The 21,463-nt window shown below is 43.1% G+C and carries 2 protein-coding genes; both read right to left on the reverse strand.

Annotation, left to right across the window (positions count from 1 at the left end; all coding sequences use genetic code 11):
* Positions 1-221: 221 nt before the first annotated feature.
* Complete coding sequence (locus tag O9295_RS25825) at positions 222-971, reverse strand: PEP-CTERM sorting domain-containing protein (protein WP_288036144.1); 750 nt, start codon at positions 969-971, stop codon at positions 222-224.
* A gap of 58 nt (positions 972-1,029) precedes the next feature.
* A complete protein-coding gene (locus O9295_RS25830; RefSeq protein WP_288036146.1) occupies positions 1,030-21,102 on the reverse strand; it encodes a Calx-beta domain-containing protein in 20,073 nt (6,690 codons plus the stop codon).
* Between the last annotated feature and the right edge of the window lie 361 nt (positions 21,103-21,463).

The following is a 21,463-nucleotide window of genomic DNA, read 5'->3' on the forward strand; positions in this document are numbered from 1 at the left end:
ATCAGTTATCAGTTATCAGTTATCAGTTATCAGTTATCAGTTATCAGTTATCAGTTATCAGTTATCAGTTATCAGTTATCAGTTATCAGTTATCAGTTATCAGTTATCAGTTATCAGTTATCAGTTATCAGTTATCTTGAAGCACCGAAGCAATTTTTGTGATATACTGACGCAGAAAAAGGGTTTCTTTAAGAAACCCTTTTTCTTGATAGCGGGTGATGTTAACAATTCTGGCGCTTGCACTTGCTGGCTAATCCTAGGGTTAATAATAGTCCGAAAAGAGTATCAGGTTCAGGAACTTTGGCAATATTAGTAAGCTTGATATTATCAACTAATAAAGCTGAATTTACAGCAGCATTTCCTCCCCCTGTCTTATCCACATCAACTACCCCAAACCCTAAAATATAATTTCCAGTCACCGATATTGGTATCGTGTAGGTTTGATAATCTGTTTCTTTCTTTAAATGGGAAAAAGAGGGATTAACTGGAAAACTAGATTTAATAATATCCGCCAAAGAATATAAAGTATTATTAAGGGTAAAAAAAGCGAAATCGTTGTAATCTACATTAGTCGCATCTTCATCGGTCAGAAAATTCCAAGAAAAGCTGAAAACATCGCCAGCATTAGCAGTAATAGTCTGTTTAATAGCCGAGCCTTCAACAACCGATAGATTGCTTAACTCATTAACTGATAAGCCGAGAAATGATTCTAAATCCTTAGCATTAGTCAAGGGTTGATTGTCGTCACAAGCACCGACAAAAACACAAGTTTGTAACACTGCTTGATAACTTCCGTTAACCGGTGTAACGCCAAAACTTGAAGTTTCAAGGCTCGCTTGTCCACTGGTATTCCAGTCAGAAAAATTACCAGTTTCAAAACTTCCATTGACAACAGCGGCGTGGGAGGCTTCAAGATTAGAAGCCAGCAAACTAGCAACAGTAATTAAGGTTAAAGTTGGGAGTTTAAACATGAGTAATTTTCCTGATATATGGTTAATTGCGAGATGGAATATTTCGCTGGCTGTTTACTTAAGCTTGGAGAAAAATGTCATTCTCACTTAACTGTGGGATGCCGTTGAAGGTGGCAAAAAGTGCGCCATTACCTAATCCTGCTGTGGCACCGTTTTGATTGTAGAACAGATTACCTGTTGCTAAATTGTAAACGATTTTAGCATTACTGGAACCAACTAGATTTAGTTCGTTAGCAGCATCATTGATGCTGGCAAATTCGGCGGTTTGTAAGCTATTGCCGACGGTACTGACAAGAGCATTGAAGGAGGTTTTACTCAGGATAATTTTGTCACTTCCTTTGATAAAGTCACTGACACTATCAACTCCAAAGTCACTGCTATTAAAGATAGCACCACTGCCAAAGAGGAATGAGTCGCTGCCATCGCCGCCGGTGAGAATATCATTTCCTTTTCCACCAATCAGGGTGTCGTTACCGGCGCCACCGATAAGGGTGTCGTTGCCATCTAATCCCTTGAGTAGGTTATTGCCGCTGTTGCCGGTGATGAGATTATCTAGGTTGTTACCTGTGCCGTTGGTGTTGTCATTGCCTGCTAAGGTGAGGTCTTCGATGTTGACGGTGAGAGTGTAATTGACAGAGGATTTGACGGTATCTTTGCCTTCTCCAGCATTTTCAATGGCTACGTCGCGGCTGCTATCGACAATGTAGGTGTCGTCACCGGGACCGCCTGCGAGTCGGTCATTTCCTGGTCCGCCGTCGAGAATATCGTTGCCTTCACCGCCGTTGACGGTATCGTTACCGGCCCCGGCGTTGATGTGGTCGTCGCCGCTAGTACCGTTGACGGTTTGATTACTGCTGTCGCCGTTGACGGCGTTGAGGACGTTGAGGCTAAAGCTATCGTTGGCTTTTTCTCCGGCTGAGTCGCTGGCGATTACTGTCAGGTTATAAGTACCGGAAGCAGTATCGGAGGGAGTGCCACTGAAGGTTCCCGTGGCGGCATCAAAGGTGATGCCACTGGGGAGGACTGTTTCTGTTGCTAGGGTGTAGGTGAGATTATCGCCGTCAATATCTGTGAAGGTATTAGCGGGAATGGTGAAGCTGAAGGGTTGATTTTCGGTGGCGGTTTGATTGGCTATTTCCTGTTGCAATGTGGGTGCATCATTGACAGATGCAACTGTTATGGCGAAGCTATCGTCAACAGTTTTACCGTTGGATGTTCCCCGAATTGTAATATTAGCTATCCCAGATTGATTGTCTTGATAGTCGAGGGTTAACTGATTGTCAACGATGGTAGCGGTGACTAATCCCGGATTGTTATTGACGAATACTGATTTAACAATTAAAGCGATGTCATTGTCGATGTCAGTAAAGACATTAGTTAAATCAAGGACGGTATTAGCTGCATCTTCGTCAACATTGACATCTGTAATCGGATTGAGGACGATTGGTGCGTCATCTACTGGGTTAACTGTAATGACGAAAGTATCATCAACAGTTTTACCGTTAGATGTTCCCCGAATCGTAATATTAGCTATCCCAGATTGATTGTCTTGGTAGTCGAGGGTTAACTGATTGTCAACGATGGTAGCAGTGACTAATCCCGGATTACTATTGACAAAGACTGTCTTAACAATTAAAGCGATGTCATTATCAATATCAGTGAAGACATTGCTTAAATCAATGACGGTATTAGCTGCATCTTCGTCAACATTGACATCTGTAATCGGATTGAGGACAGTTGGTGGATTATCGACTGCACCGACAGTTACCGCAAAGGTATCATCAACAGTTTTACCGTTGGATGTTCCCCGAATTGTCAGATTAGCTATCCCAGATTGATTGTCTTGGTAGTCAAGGGTTAACTGATTGTCAACGATGGTAGCGGTGACTAATCCCGGATTGTCATTGATGAATACTGATTTAACAATTGAAGTCGGGTCATTATCGATGTCGGTGAAGATATTAGTTAAATCAAGGACGGTATTAGCTGCATCTTCGTCAACATTGACATCTGTAATGGGATTGAGGACAGTTGGTGGATTATCGACTGCACCGACATTGACAACGAAAGTATCGTCAACAGTTTTACCGTTGGATGTTCCCCGAATTGTAATATTAGCTATCCCAGATTGATTATCTTGATAGTCGAGGGTTAACTGATTGTCAACGATGGTAGCAGTGACTAATCCTGGATTGCTATTGACAAAGACTGTCTTAACAATCACATCTCCATCAACATCACTAAAGACGTTGCTTATATCAATGACGGTATTAGCTGCATCTTCACCCACATTGACATCTGTAATGGGATTGATGACAGTTGGTGCGTCATCAACTGGGTTAACTGTAATGACGAAAGTATCGTCAACAGTTTTACCGTTGGATGTTCCCCGAATCGTAATATTAGCTATCCCAGATTGATTGTCTTGGTAGTCGAGGATTAACTGATTGTCAACGATGGTAGCGGTGACTAATCCCGGATTGTTATTGACGAATACTGATTTAACAATCACATCTCCATCAACATCACTAAAGACATTACTTAAGTTAATAACACTATTTTCGGCATCTTCGTCAACATTGACATCTGTAATGGGATTGAGGACAGTTGGTGGATTATCTACTGGGTTAACTGTGACTAGGAAAGTATCATCAACAGTTTTACCGTTGGATGTTCCCCGAATCGTAATATTAGCTATCCCAGATTGATTGTCTTGATAGTCTAGAGTTAATTGATTGTCAACGATGGTAGCAGTGACTAATCCTGTATTGTCATTGAGGAATACTGATTTAACAATTGAAACAATGTCATTATCAATATCAGTGAAGATATTAGTTAAATCAATGACGGTATTAGCTGCATCTTCATTAACATTGACATCAGTAATCGGATTGAGGACAGTTGGTGCATCATCTACTGGGTTAACAGTGATATTCACTGTCGCCGCATTATCTGCATAAACACTCCCGTCAAACCCGTTCCAACTAAAACTAACATTACCGTTAAAGTTGGTATTTGGTGTAAAAGTGAGATTATTTAAGTCGCTGACAGCAATTTCTTGATTGAGTGCAATTGCTGTATTATTCAGTTGGAGAACACCGTTATTAGGTAAAGCAGTAATCTCTATCTTAACGAGAGTATTACCATCAGCATCATTGAAAGCTGAAGTAAAATCACTTTGGCTAAAGTTGATGGGTTTATCTTCATCCCCACTCTTATTAATGTTATTCAGAGTTGGTGGTTGATTGCTGGGAAGTTGCTGATTACCGAAGTTAATTCCCGTTAGTATCTGTCCTCCAGTCAGGGTGACATTATGAACTAAACTGACGGTATTAGTGACTGTGTTAGAGCCATTATTATTGTTATTTCCTGGGTTAACTACACCTGAGCCAGAATTACTGTCATTGAGGGTGAGTATGCTTTCTGCTAAAGCAATTGCATTGATTCGAGGATAACTGATTCCTGTATTGGTAACGTTATCGTTTTCGTCATCCCCATCAATAATTAAGTTGCTAGTTGTGTCTAATAAGGTACGAAATTCAGTTAAGGTTAATTCCCGTCCTAAATAAGTTTGAGCAATCTGTTGAGCAAGGGTAGCAATTGCGCTAATGTAAGGCACGGCTTGAGATGTGCCACCCATGGTAATTGTCCCACCAGTTGCATTGGCGCCACTGATTAAAATTCCTGGAGCAAATACATCTAAAAGGGGATGACGTTGGGAGAAACTGGCGATTCGGTCTGCTGCGGTTGTATAGTCTTTAGCACCGTTACTGAAGCTGCCAGAACCGAAATCATCGGCCCAAACTGCACCGACGGAGATTACATTCGGGTCGGCTGCTGGATAGGCTAATCCGGGGGTGCTATTAAAGGTATAGAAACTGTTACCCGCTGCTGCTGCTATGAGAATATTTTGTCCGGCAATGGCGGCTAATTCATCGCCAATTCCATAGCGTCCGGTGGCGGTTGTCCAGTTTTGATTATCTCCTAAAGAAAGGTTGACAGAGGTGACATTATATGTGTTCGCATTTGTATTAACCCACTGTAGGGCCTCTTCTAAGTCAGCAAAGTACCCGGAACCGTTATCTTTAAAGACTTTGAGGATAATTAAGTTAGCATCGGGAGCAATTTGGGAGGCGATACTGGTAATGTGGGAACCGTGATTGTTTTTATCACTGGCATCAGTATCATTATCGGCAAAGTCGTATTGATAGATAATCTTGTCAGCAATACCATTATTATTAGCATCCGCACCGAATAGGGGATGATTTAAGTCGGCACCGGTGTCAATAATAACGATGCTTTGTCCCTGTCCTTTGATATTGGTAAAGCGGGAATCTGACCAGAAATTATCGAGGTTAATGAGATTGGTGGCGTTAGTATTTTGCGAGTTAGAAAGGGTGTTACTGGGATTGGAGATAGGCGGTGTGATTGGATTATTATTGGGAGATTCATCATCGAGAATGGTGACGGTTGCCTGACTTTGATTCCCCAGAGTTGCGCCACTGGTGGGGTTGGTGAGATTGATGGTAAAGGATTCGTTTCCTTCGACTTTATTATCATTCCGAATGCGGATAGCGTTGGGATTATTTAAGATGGCGTTTTGGACGGGAATGACTTTACTGATTTCGTTTTCGGCGAAGGTGATGGTAATGGGATTGTGGTTAAAATCATTGTTGACGGAACTAGCGGCGCAAGCGCAACCTTTGGCGGTTCCATCGCTAAAGGTTAGGGTGGCTGTGACTGTTCCTGTGAGGTTTCCGCTACGGATGATGATAATTTCGCTGATGGCGGTTCCGTCTTCTGTAACTGTGTAGTTGCTGGTGCTGAAGTTGAGTTGGGTTTGATTACTTGTAGCGGGAGAAATTAGTTCTAAAGTGGGAATGGCGAGGGGAATATCCGCCGCTGTGGTGGTGATATTGAGGATGGGATAGGTTTGTTTCCAGCCTGTTTGTACTACTTGAGCGACGTTATAATTACCTGGACGCAGGTTATTAAATGTATAGTCGCCGTTAGCATTAGTTTGAGTTGTGGTTTCTCCGGTATCGAGTTGGTTGTTATTGTTGGTGTCTAAGTAAACTGTCCAGCCTGATAAACTGGGTTCGCTATTATTAACGGCATTGCCATCAATATCGTTCCAAACTGTCCCTTTGATTTCTGCGTCGTTGTCTTGAATGGTTACATTAACCGTCCCAATGGTTAACCCGTTGTAGTTGGTATCTGTACTGCTGATATTGTGGGTAATGGTAGCAGTATGATTCCCTTCTGTTAGGGTGTCATCTACTGCGGTAATGGTGACGTTTTGGGGAGTATTCCAGTTGGTTGTGGTGAAGGTAAGGCTAGTTGAATTGAGGGTGATTTGATTGTTACTGGTTAGGGTAATGGTGACATCGGCAGTGGGTTGGGTTTTGAGGACGAGAGAGTAGGTATCGGTGTTACCTCCTTCGGTGACGGTGGTATTTCCGGCTGTTTGGGTTAAGGTGACTCCTGGGGTGGGAGGGGGAGTAATGGTAAAGCTTGTGGTTTTGGCTGCGTCGCCGTTATTTCCGGCGTTGTCTTCGATGGTGGTTGCGTCAACCTGTAAGCTATAGATACCGGGGGTGTTGGTTAAGTCGCCTAATCCGTTAATGCGGTAGGTTGTGTCAGAGAGATATTCAACGGTTACGGTATTAGGTAGGGTGAGGGGGATACCATCACGGGTTAAGGTAATATCACTTTTATCGAAGGTATTGAGGTTAATTTGTTCGGAGAATTGAACGTCAATACTGTTGATGGGGTTGGCGGTTGAGGTGAGAACGTTGATAAATTGGGTAAGGACTGGTTGGGTGATGTCTGCAAATAGACTTAGGGTTGTATTGGTGGTGTTTCCTGCGGTATCTTCTACCCGGATTTCTATGTCTCTTGCGCCAGGTGAGGGAAGTTGAACTTGACTACTAAATTGGCTTCCGCTTACGGTTGCTTGTTGTAAGAGTTGATTGGTGATTTTGTCGTAGAAGAAGACTTTTAATCCGGTTTCTCCTAATTGTCCACTAATGGTGGGATTGGTGGTATCAATTCGGGTTTGTCCTGATACTGTCAGGGGTTGTAATGGCGCGAGGTTTGCAGTATTTATCCCTGAAGGGGTGAGGGGATTGGTGACTGTAATGTTAGTAGGAATTGCGGGTGCGATGGTATCCATTACCCAGGTTTCGGACTGGGTTCCATTTCCTGAGTTACCGGATAAGTCTTGGATTCCACTACCGTTAACTGTCAGGTTATAGGTTCCATCGGTTGTGGTTAATCCACTCAATCCGTTAATCCGATAGTTGGTGTCATTAATGGCGCTAATGGTGACGGTATTGTTAATTAAATTGCCGCCACTATTACGGGTGAGAGTAATATCTTGCCAAGTGAAGGTACTGAGGTCAATTTTTTCGGAGAAGGTGACGGTTAAAGAGGGAACTGGTTGATTACGCGGGTTGATTAATAGATTGGCAATATCTGTTACTACTGGTGGGGTGGTGTCGGCATTACCGCCAGCGGTTTTCTTCCAGGTTTCTGTTAGTGAACCGCTACCAAATTTACCACTGGTGTCTTGGATTCCTGTGGCGTTGATGGTGAGTATATAGTCTCCCTCATTGTTGGTTAGGGTGTTTAATCCGCTGATTTGATAACGGGTGGAAGAGAGGGAAACAATGGTGACGGTGGAGTTGATTAAGTTTGTGCCATTGTTTAGGGTTAAGCTTATGTCATTGTAGTCGAAACTACTGGCTTGTATGGGTTCGGAAAAGTCAACGGTAATGGCGTTAACTGCTGTGGCGCGTGGGTCTGGACTAACATCAATAATGTCGGTAATAGTGGGTCCGCCGGGGGTATAAACAACCGTGTAGGTTTTCGTTCCTCCTGTGGCGTTATTGTCAAAGAAATGGAGGATGTTTTCATAGGTTGGACGACCGGTAGCGGGGAAGGTACGGTCGGTTGTCCAGAAGTTATCTAAGCCAATTTCTGTACCGTCAGACCGCAAGATTTTAACGATGTCGTATTGACTGTTACTGGGTTCATCTAAGCGGAAATAAGTCCAGCCATCTTGGACGGTGGCGGTAATTTGAACGGTTAAGTCGCTGAGGGTTGGGGTTGCGTCAATGGTGGCGTTTTTGACGGCTTTGACGGGTGCGGTTCCGCCACTGCTAAAGTAGATTATATCGGGGGTGAATTGTGCGTCAAAGGTTTCGTTAACGAGGAAGTCGGGTAAGTTGTCGGGGTTGGAATGATTGACTTGGACTGTATGAATTAGTTCGTGGATTTTGACTTCTTTGATGAGGGAAAGTTCAGCTTTACCGAGGCTGTTGATGTGTTCAAAGGTGGCTTTGTAGTCGATGAATTTCCCTTGTAGGCTGGATTTGAGTAACCAGTCAGCGACGGCGGTTTTTCCGGCTTTGATGTCGCCAAAGTTGACGGTTAGGGAGGGGGTAACGCCTTGTCCGTTGACTTCGGAACCGATGATTTGAAAGTCTATTAGTAAGCCTTTTTCGTTTTCAACGATTTTCGGTTGTCCGGAGGTGATTCTCAGGTTTTTTGCGTCTCCTTTTCCTTCATTTCTGATGAGGACAGCGAGGGAGTAGGGGACGGATGTTTCGATAATGTCATCGGTGAAGGGGTCATCGGCGAAGACATCTCGTTGATGGAAATAGTCGAGGTAAAGTTCGGCTTGGGGATAGACGGTTACAGGACTCGCTAGGAGGGGGACGGTGATAGTTTTGCCGTTTTCGAGGTAGGAAAGTGTGCCACCAATGTTGTATTGAGTGGGGGTTTCTGGCGCGGCTAAATTGGTAGGAATAAAGGTCCATTGTGCGCTGCCAATTCCTTCTTTTTGGGGAGTGTTGGGGTTATCTCCGGTTAAGATTCCTGTCCCGTCAACGGCGGTGATATTGCTGAGGATGGGGTCGGTAATGCCGAATTTATCGTTGACAATGTTGCCGTTTTGATCTTTGATTTGAAGGGTGACGGCGAGGTTAGTTAGGTTGGTGGGGTTTCCGTTTTCGATTTCTAAATTGCCAAGGAAGGCAGCGCGAGTCATTACTGCTTCTTGGTCGATTTTGATTTTAACTTTGGCGCAGACTCCTCCACTACCATCTAAGGCTTCTTTTAATTCCTGCACACCGTCGTAGAATTGCTCTCCTAAATCAGCAAAACCTGCTGCTTCACTAACTTCAATAGATTCATTAGCTTTTGCTAGAGCATTTTGCCAAATATCTATCGCTAAAAAATCTTTATCTTGTTCATTTTCTACATCTTCAGAATTAAATATACCTGCTTCCCAATAATCTATGGTGCGATTCCAGCGATCTAAAAATTTGTTAATATCTGATGCGGTTATTCCCTCCGGTGGAGTTAAACTTAATAATTCACTTCTTTCTTGATCAGAAATCTTAACATCAGATGCTTTCGTTCCCTCAGTTCTTGCATTGAATTCGCCCACCCAATTGCTAAAAGTATTTTCGTTTAGTTCTGCTGCTTGCCACCAAACAAAATCTCCAAATAGTAAAGTTTGTGCATCAATAAGGTACTGAAGAGACTTTAAATTATCACTTACAAGTTTTATTGCGGATTCAGGAATTGAGCTTGACTGGAGCAAAGATGACGTATCAGCACTAAAAGCAGCTCCTCCTCCTGCAAAATCTCCACCACTAGGAAATAAACAAGCTTGAATGATTTCATAACCACATTCCAGATACTTTAACCATTTAAAGGGTTGGAGAGTTTTTGTTGTTGCATAAATACAGTTCCAAACAGCTTTAACACAAGTCCAATAGTCACTACCACTTTGTCCAGAGGGATTCCCAAAACTAGCTACACACTTATAAGTATCTTTAATACATTTTTGCCAATCAGTAAATGGAATAAATTTTTCAACACACTTAAGAACTGCCTGTTTTAGTTTTTCGTTACAAGGATCACAGTCAGAAGAAGTTACTTTAAAATCTGGAATAACTATCCCACTAACAGATCCACCAGGTCCACCAGGTCCATTAGAACCACCAAAACTAGGATAGGGGAAAGGAAGTGGATTTAAGCTTAAATTACAATTTCCTTCAACATTAAGAACAGGAATAGGAAAAGCTCTTTTAATTTTCTGTCCAGCACATTCATAATCATAACTCAACCCTAGCGAGAATGAACAAGGCACTTGAATTCCTGAAGATGTACTGATTTCACCACTACTTGCTAAAGTATCAAAATCAGCAATTCGGGTGATTCTGACTGGAATAGTAATCGAACTTTTGGCGGCTAAAATGTCAACCCCATTGATTAAAGGCTCAATCTTATAAAATGGATGCTCACCTATATTTAAAGCAATGTCATTCGCTGCAATTAAGCCATGATTAGTAACTTTCATGTCAATTTGCATAACTTGACCAACTGCTTGTAAATCAGCAAAATCTAGAGATGAAGGTTCAATAACCACCGTCGGAATTGGGACGTTGGTTTCAAACGTCGATTGAACCGTAATAATATATTTATCTTCAATTTCAGTCGGCGTTACTGTCCAAGTATATTTAACCGTTTGTCTTGACAAAAATGCCTGGATATTCTCTGTTTCTCCCGCACCAATATAAATATTCTGCTCATAAGCATCATGATTATCCGCAGTAATCCGCAGTTTATAATACCCCTCCGCTAAATCAGTTTTAGACAATATCCCATCGGCATCTTTTTCTGAGGAAATGACGGTTCCTGTAAAGGGATCTAATAGGGTAATTGTCGCATTTTCTAACCTGGGTGAACCTTCCGCAAAAAAGAATAATTCATCAACAACACTAATATTAAGATTCCCTTTCGCTTCCGAAATCGCTCGGAAATTAAACGGTAAACTTAAGGATGCTTCATCCCCGGAAATAACTACATTTCCGTTATAAACTGTCAACTCTTGGGTTGCTGATGGTTGTAATAACAACGAAACTTTAGTTGATTGACCGGGATTTAAAGACGGTAAAGTAACCGAAGAAGCAGACTTTAACCAAGACGCATTAGGAAGCAGAATATTTAATTGTCCTGACGCAATTTCCCCTTGATTACTAACCGTAAACTCGACTATTGTTTGACCTCCCCGCAACATCGCAGCTTGTAAACTGCTGGTATCTGCAACTAAACGGGGTAATAGTCGCGCTACATCTACTCGTATTGGTAGATTTGCGGTAACGCCTTCAGCGGTACTTAATCCCAGACCAAAGTTGTAATAACTCCATTTATCATCCGGGACATTAATACTGTAATTGACTGTGATTTCTTCATTACCCCCTAAACTCGTTTTCTCTGGGGTGACATTGACTGTCCAATCACTTGGCGCACCATTGACTGTAGCAGTTAATCCCGATAAGCTTAGATTACTGAGGTTTTGTAGTTTCACTGACCCATTAAAGGTGGTTCCTTCGGTAATTCGTTGGGAAACCTGCGTTAAGAATTGGTCATTTTGTTCAAACCGCATTCCTAAGAGAGTAAAACTATCTTCTGGGGTAGTATCTTCACTCGCAAACCCAGGGAAATAAGCATTGATATTATAAGTTCCCGCTTCTCCGGGTAAGGGAGTAAATTGACGGACAAAATTACCATTTCCATCGGTAAACGCATCAAACTCTCGAATATTTCCCTTATTCTCTACCCGGACTTTGACAAATTCAAACGCTACAGGAGAATTATCACTATTACTTAATGCTTGTCCCCGGAGAGTGACGGGATTACCGGCGATGGCAGTTTCTGTGTCAGAATAAACCGTACCACGATAAGCAGGTGTTACTGTGACTGGGGTAATCGTTGTATTATTGCTTTCCCCAATTGTGACTCCTTCATTAACGGTATTTCCGTTATCTGTCACCCCAATTAGGTAATATTGTCCTGGATTACGGGGAGCAAAGTAAGTGACTGTGCGATTGTAGGAGGTTCCCGCTAATAAATTGGCTGGAGTTTCTGTACTTCCTAAGCCAAATTCTCCTAATAAGGTGTCGTTGGTGTCTAACTTATTATCGGTTGATAAATAAACTCGGTCTTTCCAGCTTCCCGTCGCAGCGATAATTCCGTTATTGGTGACTGTGTAGGTAAATTGAGACTGCTTGGTTGTATAAGTTGGGGGGATTCCTTGTAATTGAGTGACGACTAAATCAGGAACATTAATATCGGTGATTTCTAAGCTATCACTGCCACTATTTAATCCTGTGGCTGAAGCGGTAATTATTACTGTTTGACTACCGTCGTTGATTCCGTCACTAATTCCGGTAATAGTGAAAGTGGCTGAAGTTTGTCCCGCAGCAATTGTTACTGTGTTGGGGACTGTTGCTTCGGTGGTATCGCTGGAATTGAGGGTAACAATTAAGTCGCTGCTGGTATTAGTATTACGGGTAAGGGTTGCTGTTGCGGTTCCTGTTTCTGAGATAACATCTTTGTCAATAACGACTTTTAAAGTGGGACTTTCGTTATCGATGATATTAATATTAGTGGTTGCGGTTCCTGTATCGGTTGCTAAGTTTGTCCCTGTATAGGTAGGTTTGGCGGTGATGGTAACTGTTTGATTACCATCTAAAACGGTATCATCAACTCCGGTTATTTCAAAGGTGACAGATGCTTGATTGGCGGGAATGATAACAGTAGCAGGGACGGTTGCGGCGTTAGTATTGTTGCTGGATAGTTGTACCTGTAGTGGTGTATCGGTAACGAGATTACGAGTAACTGTTGCTGTTGTTTTACCCCCATTTTCGTTAATATTGCTGGTCTCAACGCTTAGGGTTAACGTAACTGCATCATTATCAATAATTGCTAGGGTATCTGAACCACTAACAAATCCTTGTGCTGTGGCAATAATGGTGTAGTTTTTCGCTAGTTCAATTAAGGTATCATCAACCGCATTAATATTAAAGTTGGCTGAATTTGCACCGGTGGGAATAGTAACAGTTGTCGGTACAGTAATTTGACTATTTTCACTATTAACTAAGGTGACTGTTAAGGGTTCTGTGGTGTCGGTATTGCGGGTGATTGTTCCCTGAATGGTGTTACCTTCGGTGACTTGTTCCCCACTAATAGTAAGGGTTAAGGTGGGTTTAAAGTCGTTGTCAATAATATTGACAATTGCGCTGTTTTGTGAGCCGATTGTTACGCCGTTGGTGGGATTAGATAGACTGAGATTGATGGTTTCTGTCGCTTCAAAGATACTGTCATCAATGATGGGGATGGTGACGGTTTTACTGGTTTCTCCGTTGGCGAAGTTAACCGTAATTGCGGTGTTATTGTAGTCAGATGGTGCAGTTGCTGTTCCATTTGTTAGATTGATTCTGACACTAACTGCCCCATCACTTCCATTGGTACGAGTTAAAGTAACTGCGGTAACGGGGGTTCCATTCTCATTGATGGAATAAGTCCCATTGCTAAATTGAATGACTCCTGGTACTGCGTCATTATCAATAATCGTTAGGGTGGCGGTTTGTTGGGTTCCTAAGGTTGCGCCACCTGTGGGATTAGAAAGGGTTAAGTTGACGGTTTCTGTTGGTTCATAAATGGTGTCATTGATGAGGGGAATTGTCACCGTTTTACTGGCTTCTCCATTAGCAAAGGTGACAGTAATGGCGGTATTAGTATAGTCGTCTCCTGCGACTGCACTGCCATTACTAGGGGTTAGAATAACGCTAACTTCACCATCACTTCCATTAGTCCGAGTTAAGGTGATATTGGCGGTTCCGTTTTCGTTAACGGTGTAGTTGCCGTTATTGAGGCTAATTGTTCCCCGTTGCGGTAAGTCATCGTTAAGAATGGTTAAAACTGCTGTAGTTTGGGTTCCTAATGTTGCGCCACCTTGGGGATTAGACAGACTGAGATTGATGGTTTCGTCTGTTTCAAATTGGCTATCGTTAACGATGGGGATGGTGACGGTTTTACTGGTTTCTCCGTTGGCGAAGTTAACCGTAATTGGGGTGTTATTGTAGTCAGATGGTGCTGTTGCTGTTCCATTTGTTAGATTGATTCTGACACTAACTGCGCCATCACTTCCATTGCTACGAGTTAAAGTAACTGCGGTAACAGGGGTTCCATTCTCATTGACTGAATAAGTCCCATTGCTAAATTGAATGACTCCTGGTACTGCGTCATTATCAATAATCGTTAGGGTGGCGGTTTGTTGGGTTCCTAAGGTGGCGCCACCTGTGGGATTGGAAAGGGTTAAGTTGACGGTTTCTGTTGGTTCATAAATGGTGTCATTATTGATAGGAATAGTAACAATTTTGCTGGTTTGTCCGTTAGCAAAGGTGACTGTAATGGGTGTGTTGGTATAGTCACCATGTGCGATCGCACTTCCATTACTAGGGGTTAGGATAACGCTAACTTCCCCGTCACTTCCATTAGTACGAGTTAGGGTAATGCTTGCTGTACCATTATTTTCGTTAACGGTGTAGTTACTGTTATTGAGGTTAATTGTTCCAGGTTGGGGTAAGTCATCGTTAATGATGGTTAAAACTGCTGTAGTCTGGGTTCCTAATATTGCGCCAACCGTTGGGTTAGAGAGGGTTAAGTTGACGGTTTCGTCTGCTTCCAATTGGCTATCGTTAACGATGGGAATGGTGACGGTTTTACTGGTTTCTCCGTTGGCGAAGTTAACCGTAATTGCGGTGTTATTATAGTCACTCCCTGCGATCGCCGTGCCGTTACTCAGGTTGAGGGTGACACTCACCGACTCGGTAATGATGCCGCTACGCTCGATCGTCACTGGTGCGATCGCCATACCGTCTTCATTGACTCGGAACGTAGCGGCACTGAAGGAGAGAATCGCCGAAGCATTAATGCCAATCGGTACAGCACGGACATTATTTGTGTTATCGACCTCGCCTTGAGCATTGGAATTGTCGGCCACAAATAACAGGAAGCGATCGCCCGATACATTACTCGGTAAAGCGATGTTACGGCTAATGGTGTAGCTGGCTCCGGCGGCGAGGGGCGTTTGGCTGGCGATCGCTTCCGAGGTGATGAATATATCGGACCCATCGAATAGGCTATCTCCTGACAGGTAAACCGCGTCCGACCAATCTGCCGAGGCTTCCGAAGTTCCCTGATTGGTGGTTGTCCACGACACAGCAATATTACTGCCCGTGATTGCGGTTGTTGGCGCATTAGCTGTGGAGACGATGAGATCGGGAGCCGTTACCACAATTTCAACGACTCGCTGGTTATTCGTCTCGTTGATTTCTCCCTGATTGCCAGAACCATCGGCCACGAAGATCAGGTAACGCGTACCGGGGGTAATACTGGCGAGGTTAACGGTTTTGTTGATCGTGTAGCTGCCGTCTGCCGCGAGGGGGGTTTGGGTGGCGATCGCTTCGTTGACGAGGAGCGTATCGGAGCCGTCTAGGGTCTGGTTCAAGGATAGGTAAACGTAATCCCACCAATCTTGGGGAGCTTCCCCTGTGCCTTGGTTTTTTACCGTCCAAGACAGGGTAATGGGGTTGCCGATGATGCCGCCACTCGGAGCGATCGCCGATTCCAGAACTAGATCGGCCGAGGAGATGTTAATCGGTAGGGCGAAAACGTTATCGTTCTCGTTGGTTTCACCTTGACGGTTATTGAATGTCGTCGAGTAATTCGCATACCGATCAGTAATGAATAGTAAATAACGATTGCCCGTTGTCGTCGTGGGTAGGGTGATATTACGGGTTCCAGTGTAAGTTCCTCCTACCGCTATTGGTTGGCTATTACCCGACCAGCGTTCGCCTAGCCATACATCACTCGTCTCGAAAGTCTCGTTATCGGACAGATAAACTGAATCGTACCAATTCGCATTCGCAGGAAATTGTCCCGAATTGGCCACTGTCCAGGTGACAGCGATTGTACTGCCTAGGGAAACCGAACTGGGTGCCGTCGCCCCCGTTACTGTCAGGTTCGGTGCGTTGAGGGTAAAGGGAACCGAGCGAACGTTATTATTCTCGTTGCTTTCTGCCTGATTAGCATTCCCATCGGCAACAAACAGCAGATAACCACTACCGCTTGAAGCCACATTCGGCAGGGTAATCGTCCGGTTAACCGTATAACTGAGTCCGGCGTTTAAGGGCGTTTGGGTGGCGATCGCTTCCGACGTAATCAGGGTATCGCTAGAGGGATTCCAGACCTCGTCCGTAGAAAAGTAGATGCGATCGCTCCAATCGGCGGGTGCTGTCACGGTACTGGTATTGGTAACTGTCCAGGAAACGTCGATCGCCCCTCCTAAAACCCCTGAACTAGGAGCCGTCGCTGCCGACACCGTCAGATCGGGAACCCCAATCGTGATGGGAACGGCACGAACGTTATTATTTTCATCCGTTTCACGCTGATAATTATTACCCCACCGATAGGCATCATCGGCTAGAAATAAGAGAAAATAGTCTCCGGCAGGACGGTTGGGTAAGGTGACATTACGAGTAAAGGTGTAGCTATTCCCTGCCAGTAGAGGGGTTTGGGTCGATATTAGATCACTGGCAATCCAACTGTCATTAAAGCCCTCAAAAGTATTATTCGTGGACAGATAGACCGAGTCGTACCAATCAGCCGCAGCATCCACCGTTCCTTGATTCGTTACCGTCCACGACACCGCAATACTCTGACTAGCAATGCCGTTCGTAGGCGCAGCCGCAGCAGCAACCACCAGATCGGGAACAGCGATCGCAATGGGCAGCGAGCGAACATTATTCTCTTCGTTGGTTTCCCCTTGCTGGTTACTGCGATCGGCACGGAACAGGAGATGATAATTCCCTGCAGCCACACTCGGCAGGGTGACAGTTCGCTCAATGGTGTAACTGCTGTTGGGATTTAAGGGGGTTTGGGCGGCGATCGAAACCGTGCCAGAGGTGATCGAACGATCATCAAAATCTCCCCAAATCGTATTCGTCGATAAACGAACTTCATCGCTCCAATCCGCCGAGGCTACGACATCACCCCCATTGGTTACTGTCCAGGAGACATTGAGGGTTCCACTGGTAACTGCTGTGGTGGGGGCGGTGGCAGCAGTGACGGTCAGATCGGGCGCGGTGATGGTGATGGGAGTAGCAATGATATTATCGGTTTCGTTGGTTTCTCCTTGGGACCGAGAAGCGTCGGTGACAAATAACAGATAGCGATCGCCAATACTGGTAGCGGGTAAGAAAATATTTTGATTATTGGTATAACTGGCATTAGGGGCGAGGGAATTCGGTCGGTAAAATTCGCTAATATTCACATCATTACTATCTAACAGCCCATCGTCGGATAAATAAACGCGATCATTCCAACCCGCAAGGGCAGAAACCGTTCCCGTATTAGTGACTCGCCAAGAGAGAGGAATTGTTTGACCAAGTACCGCCGCCGAGGGAGGAGATGTGGGGTTAGAAATGACGAGATTTGGTGCGTTAACAGCGATCGCAACCGAACGAATATTATCGGTTTTATTACTCTCTAATTGCCCATTAAAGTTATCTGTCTTAACCAGTAAATACCCGTTGCCCGCCACTGTGTTGGGAAGGGTGATATTTTGGGTAACGTTATAGGCTTCATCGGGATCGAGGGGTAGATTGGCAAAGGTAGAAGCCAAGATTTGCGTGAGAGAAATATCGTCACCATTGCCAAAAACGGTATCCGATGAGAAAACAATTCGGTCATACCACGAAGAGGTGTTGGTGACTCCCGTTCCTTGGTTCTGCACTGTCCAAGATACGGCGATTGTCTGTTGGGTGCTGGCGGTACTGGGGGCCGTGAAATTAGTAATAATTAAATTGGGTGCAGTAATATCAATCGCTTGAGCATAAACGTTATCGTTTTCGTTTGCTTCTGTTTGGTAGTTATAAGCATCTGTTCTCACTAGCAAATAACCGTTACTTACTACACTACTGGGTAAGGTAACGTTACTACTTACTGTATAGGTTTCATTGGGTTCTAAGGGTAATCCGTTGCTACTGGAGATAAATTGTTCAGTAAGATAAATATCATCACTATCCCCATAGATATCATTTTTGGAAAAAACTACCCGGTCATACCAGTTAGAACTTCCTGTAGTACCCGAACTGTCATTTTTCCCCGTCCAAGATAGGGTAATAGTCTGACCAGCCGTAGCGGTAGTGGGAGCGGTGAAATTAGTAATAATTAAATTGGGTAGATCTATATCAATCGCTTGAGCATAAACGTTATCGTTTTCGTTTGATTCTACTTGATTGTTAGAAACATCTGTCTTAAATAGCAAATAGCCATTACCTACTGATGCACTACTGGGTAAGGTAACGTTACGACTTACTGTATAGGTTTCATTGGGTTCTAAGGGTAATCCGTTGCTACTGGAGATATATTGTTCAGTAAGATAAATATCATCACTATCCCCATAGATATCATTCTTGGAAAAGACTACCCGGTCATACCATAAAGAACTTGCTGTAGTCACAGAACTGTCATTTTTCCCTGTCCAAGATAGGGTAATAGTCTGACTAGCACTAGCGGTAGTGGGAGCAGTGACATTAGTGACAATTAAATTGGGTGCAGCAATATTAATCGCTTGAGCATAAACGTTATCGTTTTCGTTTGATTCTGTTTGATAGTTATAAACATCTGTTCTCAATAGCAAATAGCTATTACCTACTGCTGCACTACTGGGTAAGGTAACGTTACGACTTACTGTATAGGTTTCATTGGGTTCTAAGGGTAAGCCGTTGCTACTGGAGATAAATTGTTCAGTAAGATAAATATCATCACTATCCCCATAGATGTCATTTTTGGAAAAGACTACCCGGTCATACCATAAAGAACTTGCTGTAGTCACAGAACCGTCATTTTTTCCCGTCCAAGATAGTGTAATACTCTGACCAGCAGTAGCGGTAGTCGGAGCGGTGACATTAGTAACAATTAAATTGGGTAGAGCTATATTAATCGCTTGAGTATAAACGTTATCGTTTTCGTTTGCTTCTGTTTGGTAGTTATAAACATCTGTTCTCAATAGCAAATAGCCACTTCCCGCTGCACTACTAGGTAAGGTAACGTTACTACTTACTGTATAGGTTTCATTGGGTTCTAAGGGTAATCCATAATAGCTGTAGATATAAGAGTCAGTCAAATAAATATCATCACTATCCCCATAGATGTCATTTTTGGAAAAGACTACCCGGTCATACCAGTAGGAACTTCCTGTAGTCACAGAACCGTCATTTTTACCCGTCCAAAATAGTGTAATACTCTGACCAGCAGTAGCGGTAGTCGGAGCGGTGACATTAGTAACAATTAAATTGGGTGCAGCAATATTAATCGCTTGAGTATAAACGTTATCGTTTTCGTTTGATTCTACTTGGTAGTTATAAGCATCTGTCTTAAATAGCAAATAGCCATTACCTACTGCTGCACTACTAGGTAAGGTAACGGTACTACTTGCTGTATAGGTTTCATTGGGTTCTAAGGGTAAGCCGTTGCTACTGGAGATAAATTGTTGAGTAAGATAAATATCATCACTATCCCCATAGATATTATTCTTGGAAAAAACTACCCGGTCATACCAGTCAGAACTTCCTGTAGTCAGAGAACCGTCATTTTTTCCTGTCCAATTGACAGTGAAAGACTGTTCTAAACCCACACTGGAAGGAGCAGTAGCCTCAGTAATCACTAAATTGGGTAACTCTCCCGTTAGGGTGATAGAGGGAGAAAATTCTGAGGTGTTTCCATCGGGATTAGTTGCTGTGCCAGTAATATAGCTATACAGTGTCCCAGCATTAGACAAGGAAAGGGTAAAATCAGCACGACCATTATCATCCGTAGTAACAATCGTATAGGTGAGGTAGATTTCTCCTTCTCCGTTACCAATAGCATCTTGTGTACGATTAGCAAAAATTTCAATCCTGTATTCCTTATTGGCTTCACTATCTAGATAACCAATCAAGGTGGCTGTTCCTGCAACAACTTCAGCTGAAGTAAAAACGGGATAGTTTTGTAAAGCATTCGCTCCTGTATCGCTATCACCTTCATCATTAGCGGTGACTCCATCCCTTCCTAAATCAATCCCTAAGCCATCATTATCATAGATACTATTGCCTTGAATAGTATTTTTCTGAGAGTTATCTACGGAAATGCCATTAGAGTTATTATATCCAATTTGATTTCCTGTAATTGAATTACCTTGTGCCTCTTCTTGGATACTCATCCCCTCGGCATTATTAAACAGAGAATTACCTGTAATTTGATTACCTGTTGCATCTGCTCCACGAATAACAACACCGGTCGATTGATTATAATAGATAATATTACCTTGTACGAGGGTATTTTTTGCTCCAGCTAAATCAATCCCATCATCCCCGTTACCTAAAAAACTATTGTTGTAGTATTGGTTAGTGCCAATCCAGTTACTGAGTATTTGATTATTATTGGCGATATTTCCATAGGACAATACACTTACGCCAGTGTTAGTATTGCCAGCAATAACGTTTTCTTGAATAATATTATCTGAACCGTTAACTATCCCCACCCCAACCCCATTAGGACTGGATGAATTTCCCGATGAATCAAGACCAATGTAATTATTAATGACTTGGTTATTAATGGCAGTTTCACTATTAATTAATACACCTGTTCCCGTCGTATTACCAGAGATAATATTCCTTTCACTGGTAGTCGCTCCCCCAATCAGATTATTGGCAGATTCAATTAAAATACCCCCTTCTCCATTGCCCAAAAATCCCTCAAAAATGTAGTTATCATAACCAATATAATTACCTTGAATAATATTATTACCTTGATCAATTAAGCGTATTCCATAGCTACTAAACTGGTTGATAATTAAGCCGCGGACGGTACTGTCACCGGCACTAATAACTAGACCTGAGACTGTTTGATCTGGTTGATAAAGACTAAGATAGTAACCACTAATTTGAATTATCGGCGTTCCCGCGTATCCCGGTTGACTGGTACCATCAATCAAGACAGGGGATGTAATTTCTGGCAAAGCCGATAAGGGAGTTATGGTATTTGTATAGTATCCACCCTCACCAATATTAAATACAATGGTATCTGTACCCGGATTATTATTAGACTCAGTTATTGCCCATCTTAGGGAACCTTCCCCATCATCGTTGGTATTAGTAACTGTGTAAGTAGTTCCTAGATTAGAGGTTGCAGTTGTTGTTTCCTGTACTGACAGAGGATTATTCATATCCTTAGCTCCAAGACAAAGAAGTTTAATACTGAGGCGTTCATCGTTGAGTATTTCTCAGGAAGTTTAGCCTAAGCTACCTAGCTATGTCAAGAAGTTTTCAGTAATTTCATCTAGTCCTTTGAAAAACTTAACCAAATTTAGAGTATATAGCTATTGGCTATCCCCTTATTACTTCTATATTCTGGGTTATAACTGTTGAGATTGTTTGGGCTGCCACTGTTGACACTCCCCGCTCTAAAGAGACGGGGATTCTTGGTTCACAGAGATTACTTGCTTAGACAGAATTGCTTCTGAAAAAGTAGAGGTATTCTCTCCCCAAGCGTTTATTGGATCGAGCCCAAAGGTTCCGGTATGCCCT

Origin of the sequence: Microcystis sp. LE18-22.4A (genome assembly GCF_027531105.1) — a bacterium.
GTDB classification, from domain to species: Bacteria; Cyanobacteriota; Cyanobacteriia; order Cyanobacteriales; family Microcystaceae; genus Microcystis; species Microcystis aeruginosa.

Bases quoted from the DNA above. Each gene is read 5' to 3' on its own strand.
- O9295_RS25825 (WP_288036144.1), bottom strand. From the start codon at position 971: ATGTTTAAACTCCCAACTTTAACCTTAATTACTGTTGCTAGTTTGCTG.
- O9295_RS25830 (WP_288036146.1), bottom strand. From the start codon at position 21,102: ATGAATAATCCTCTGTCAGTACAGGAAACAACAACTGCAACCTCTAAT.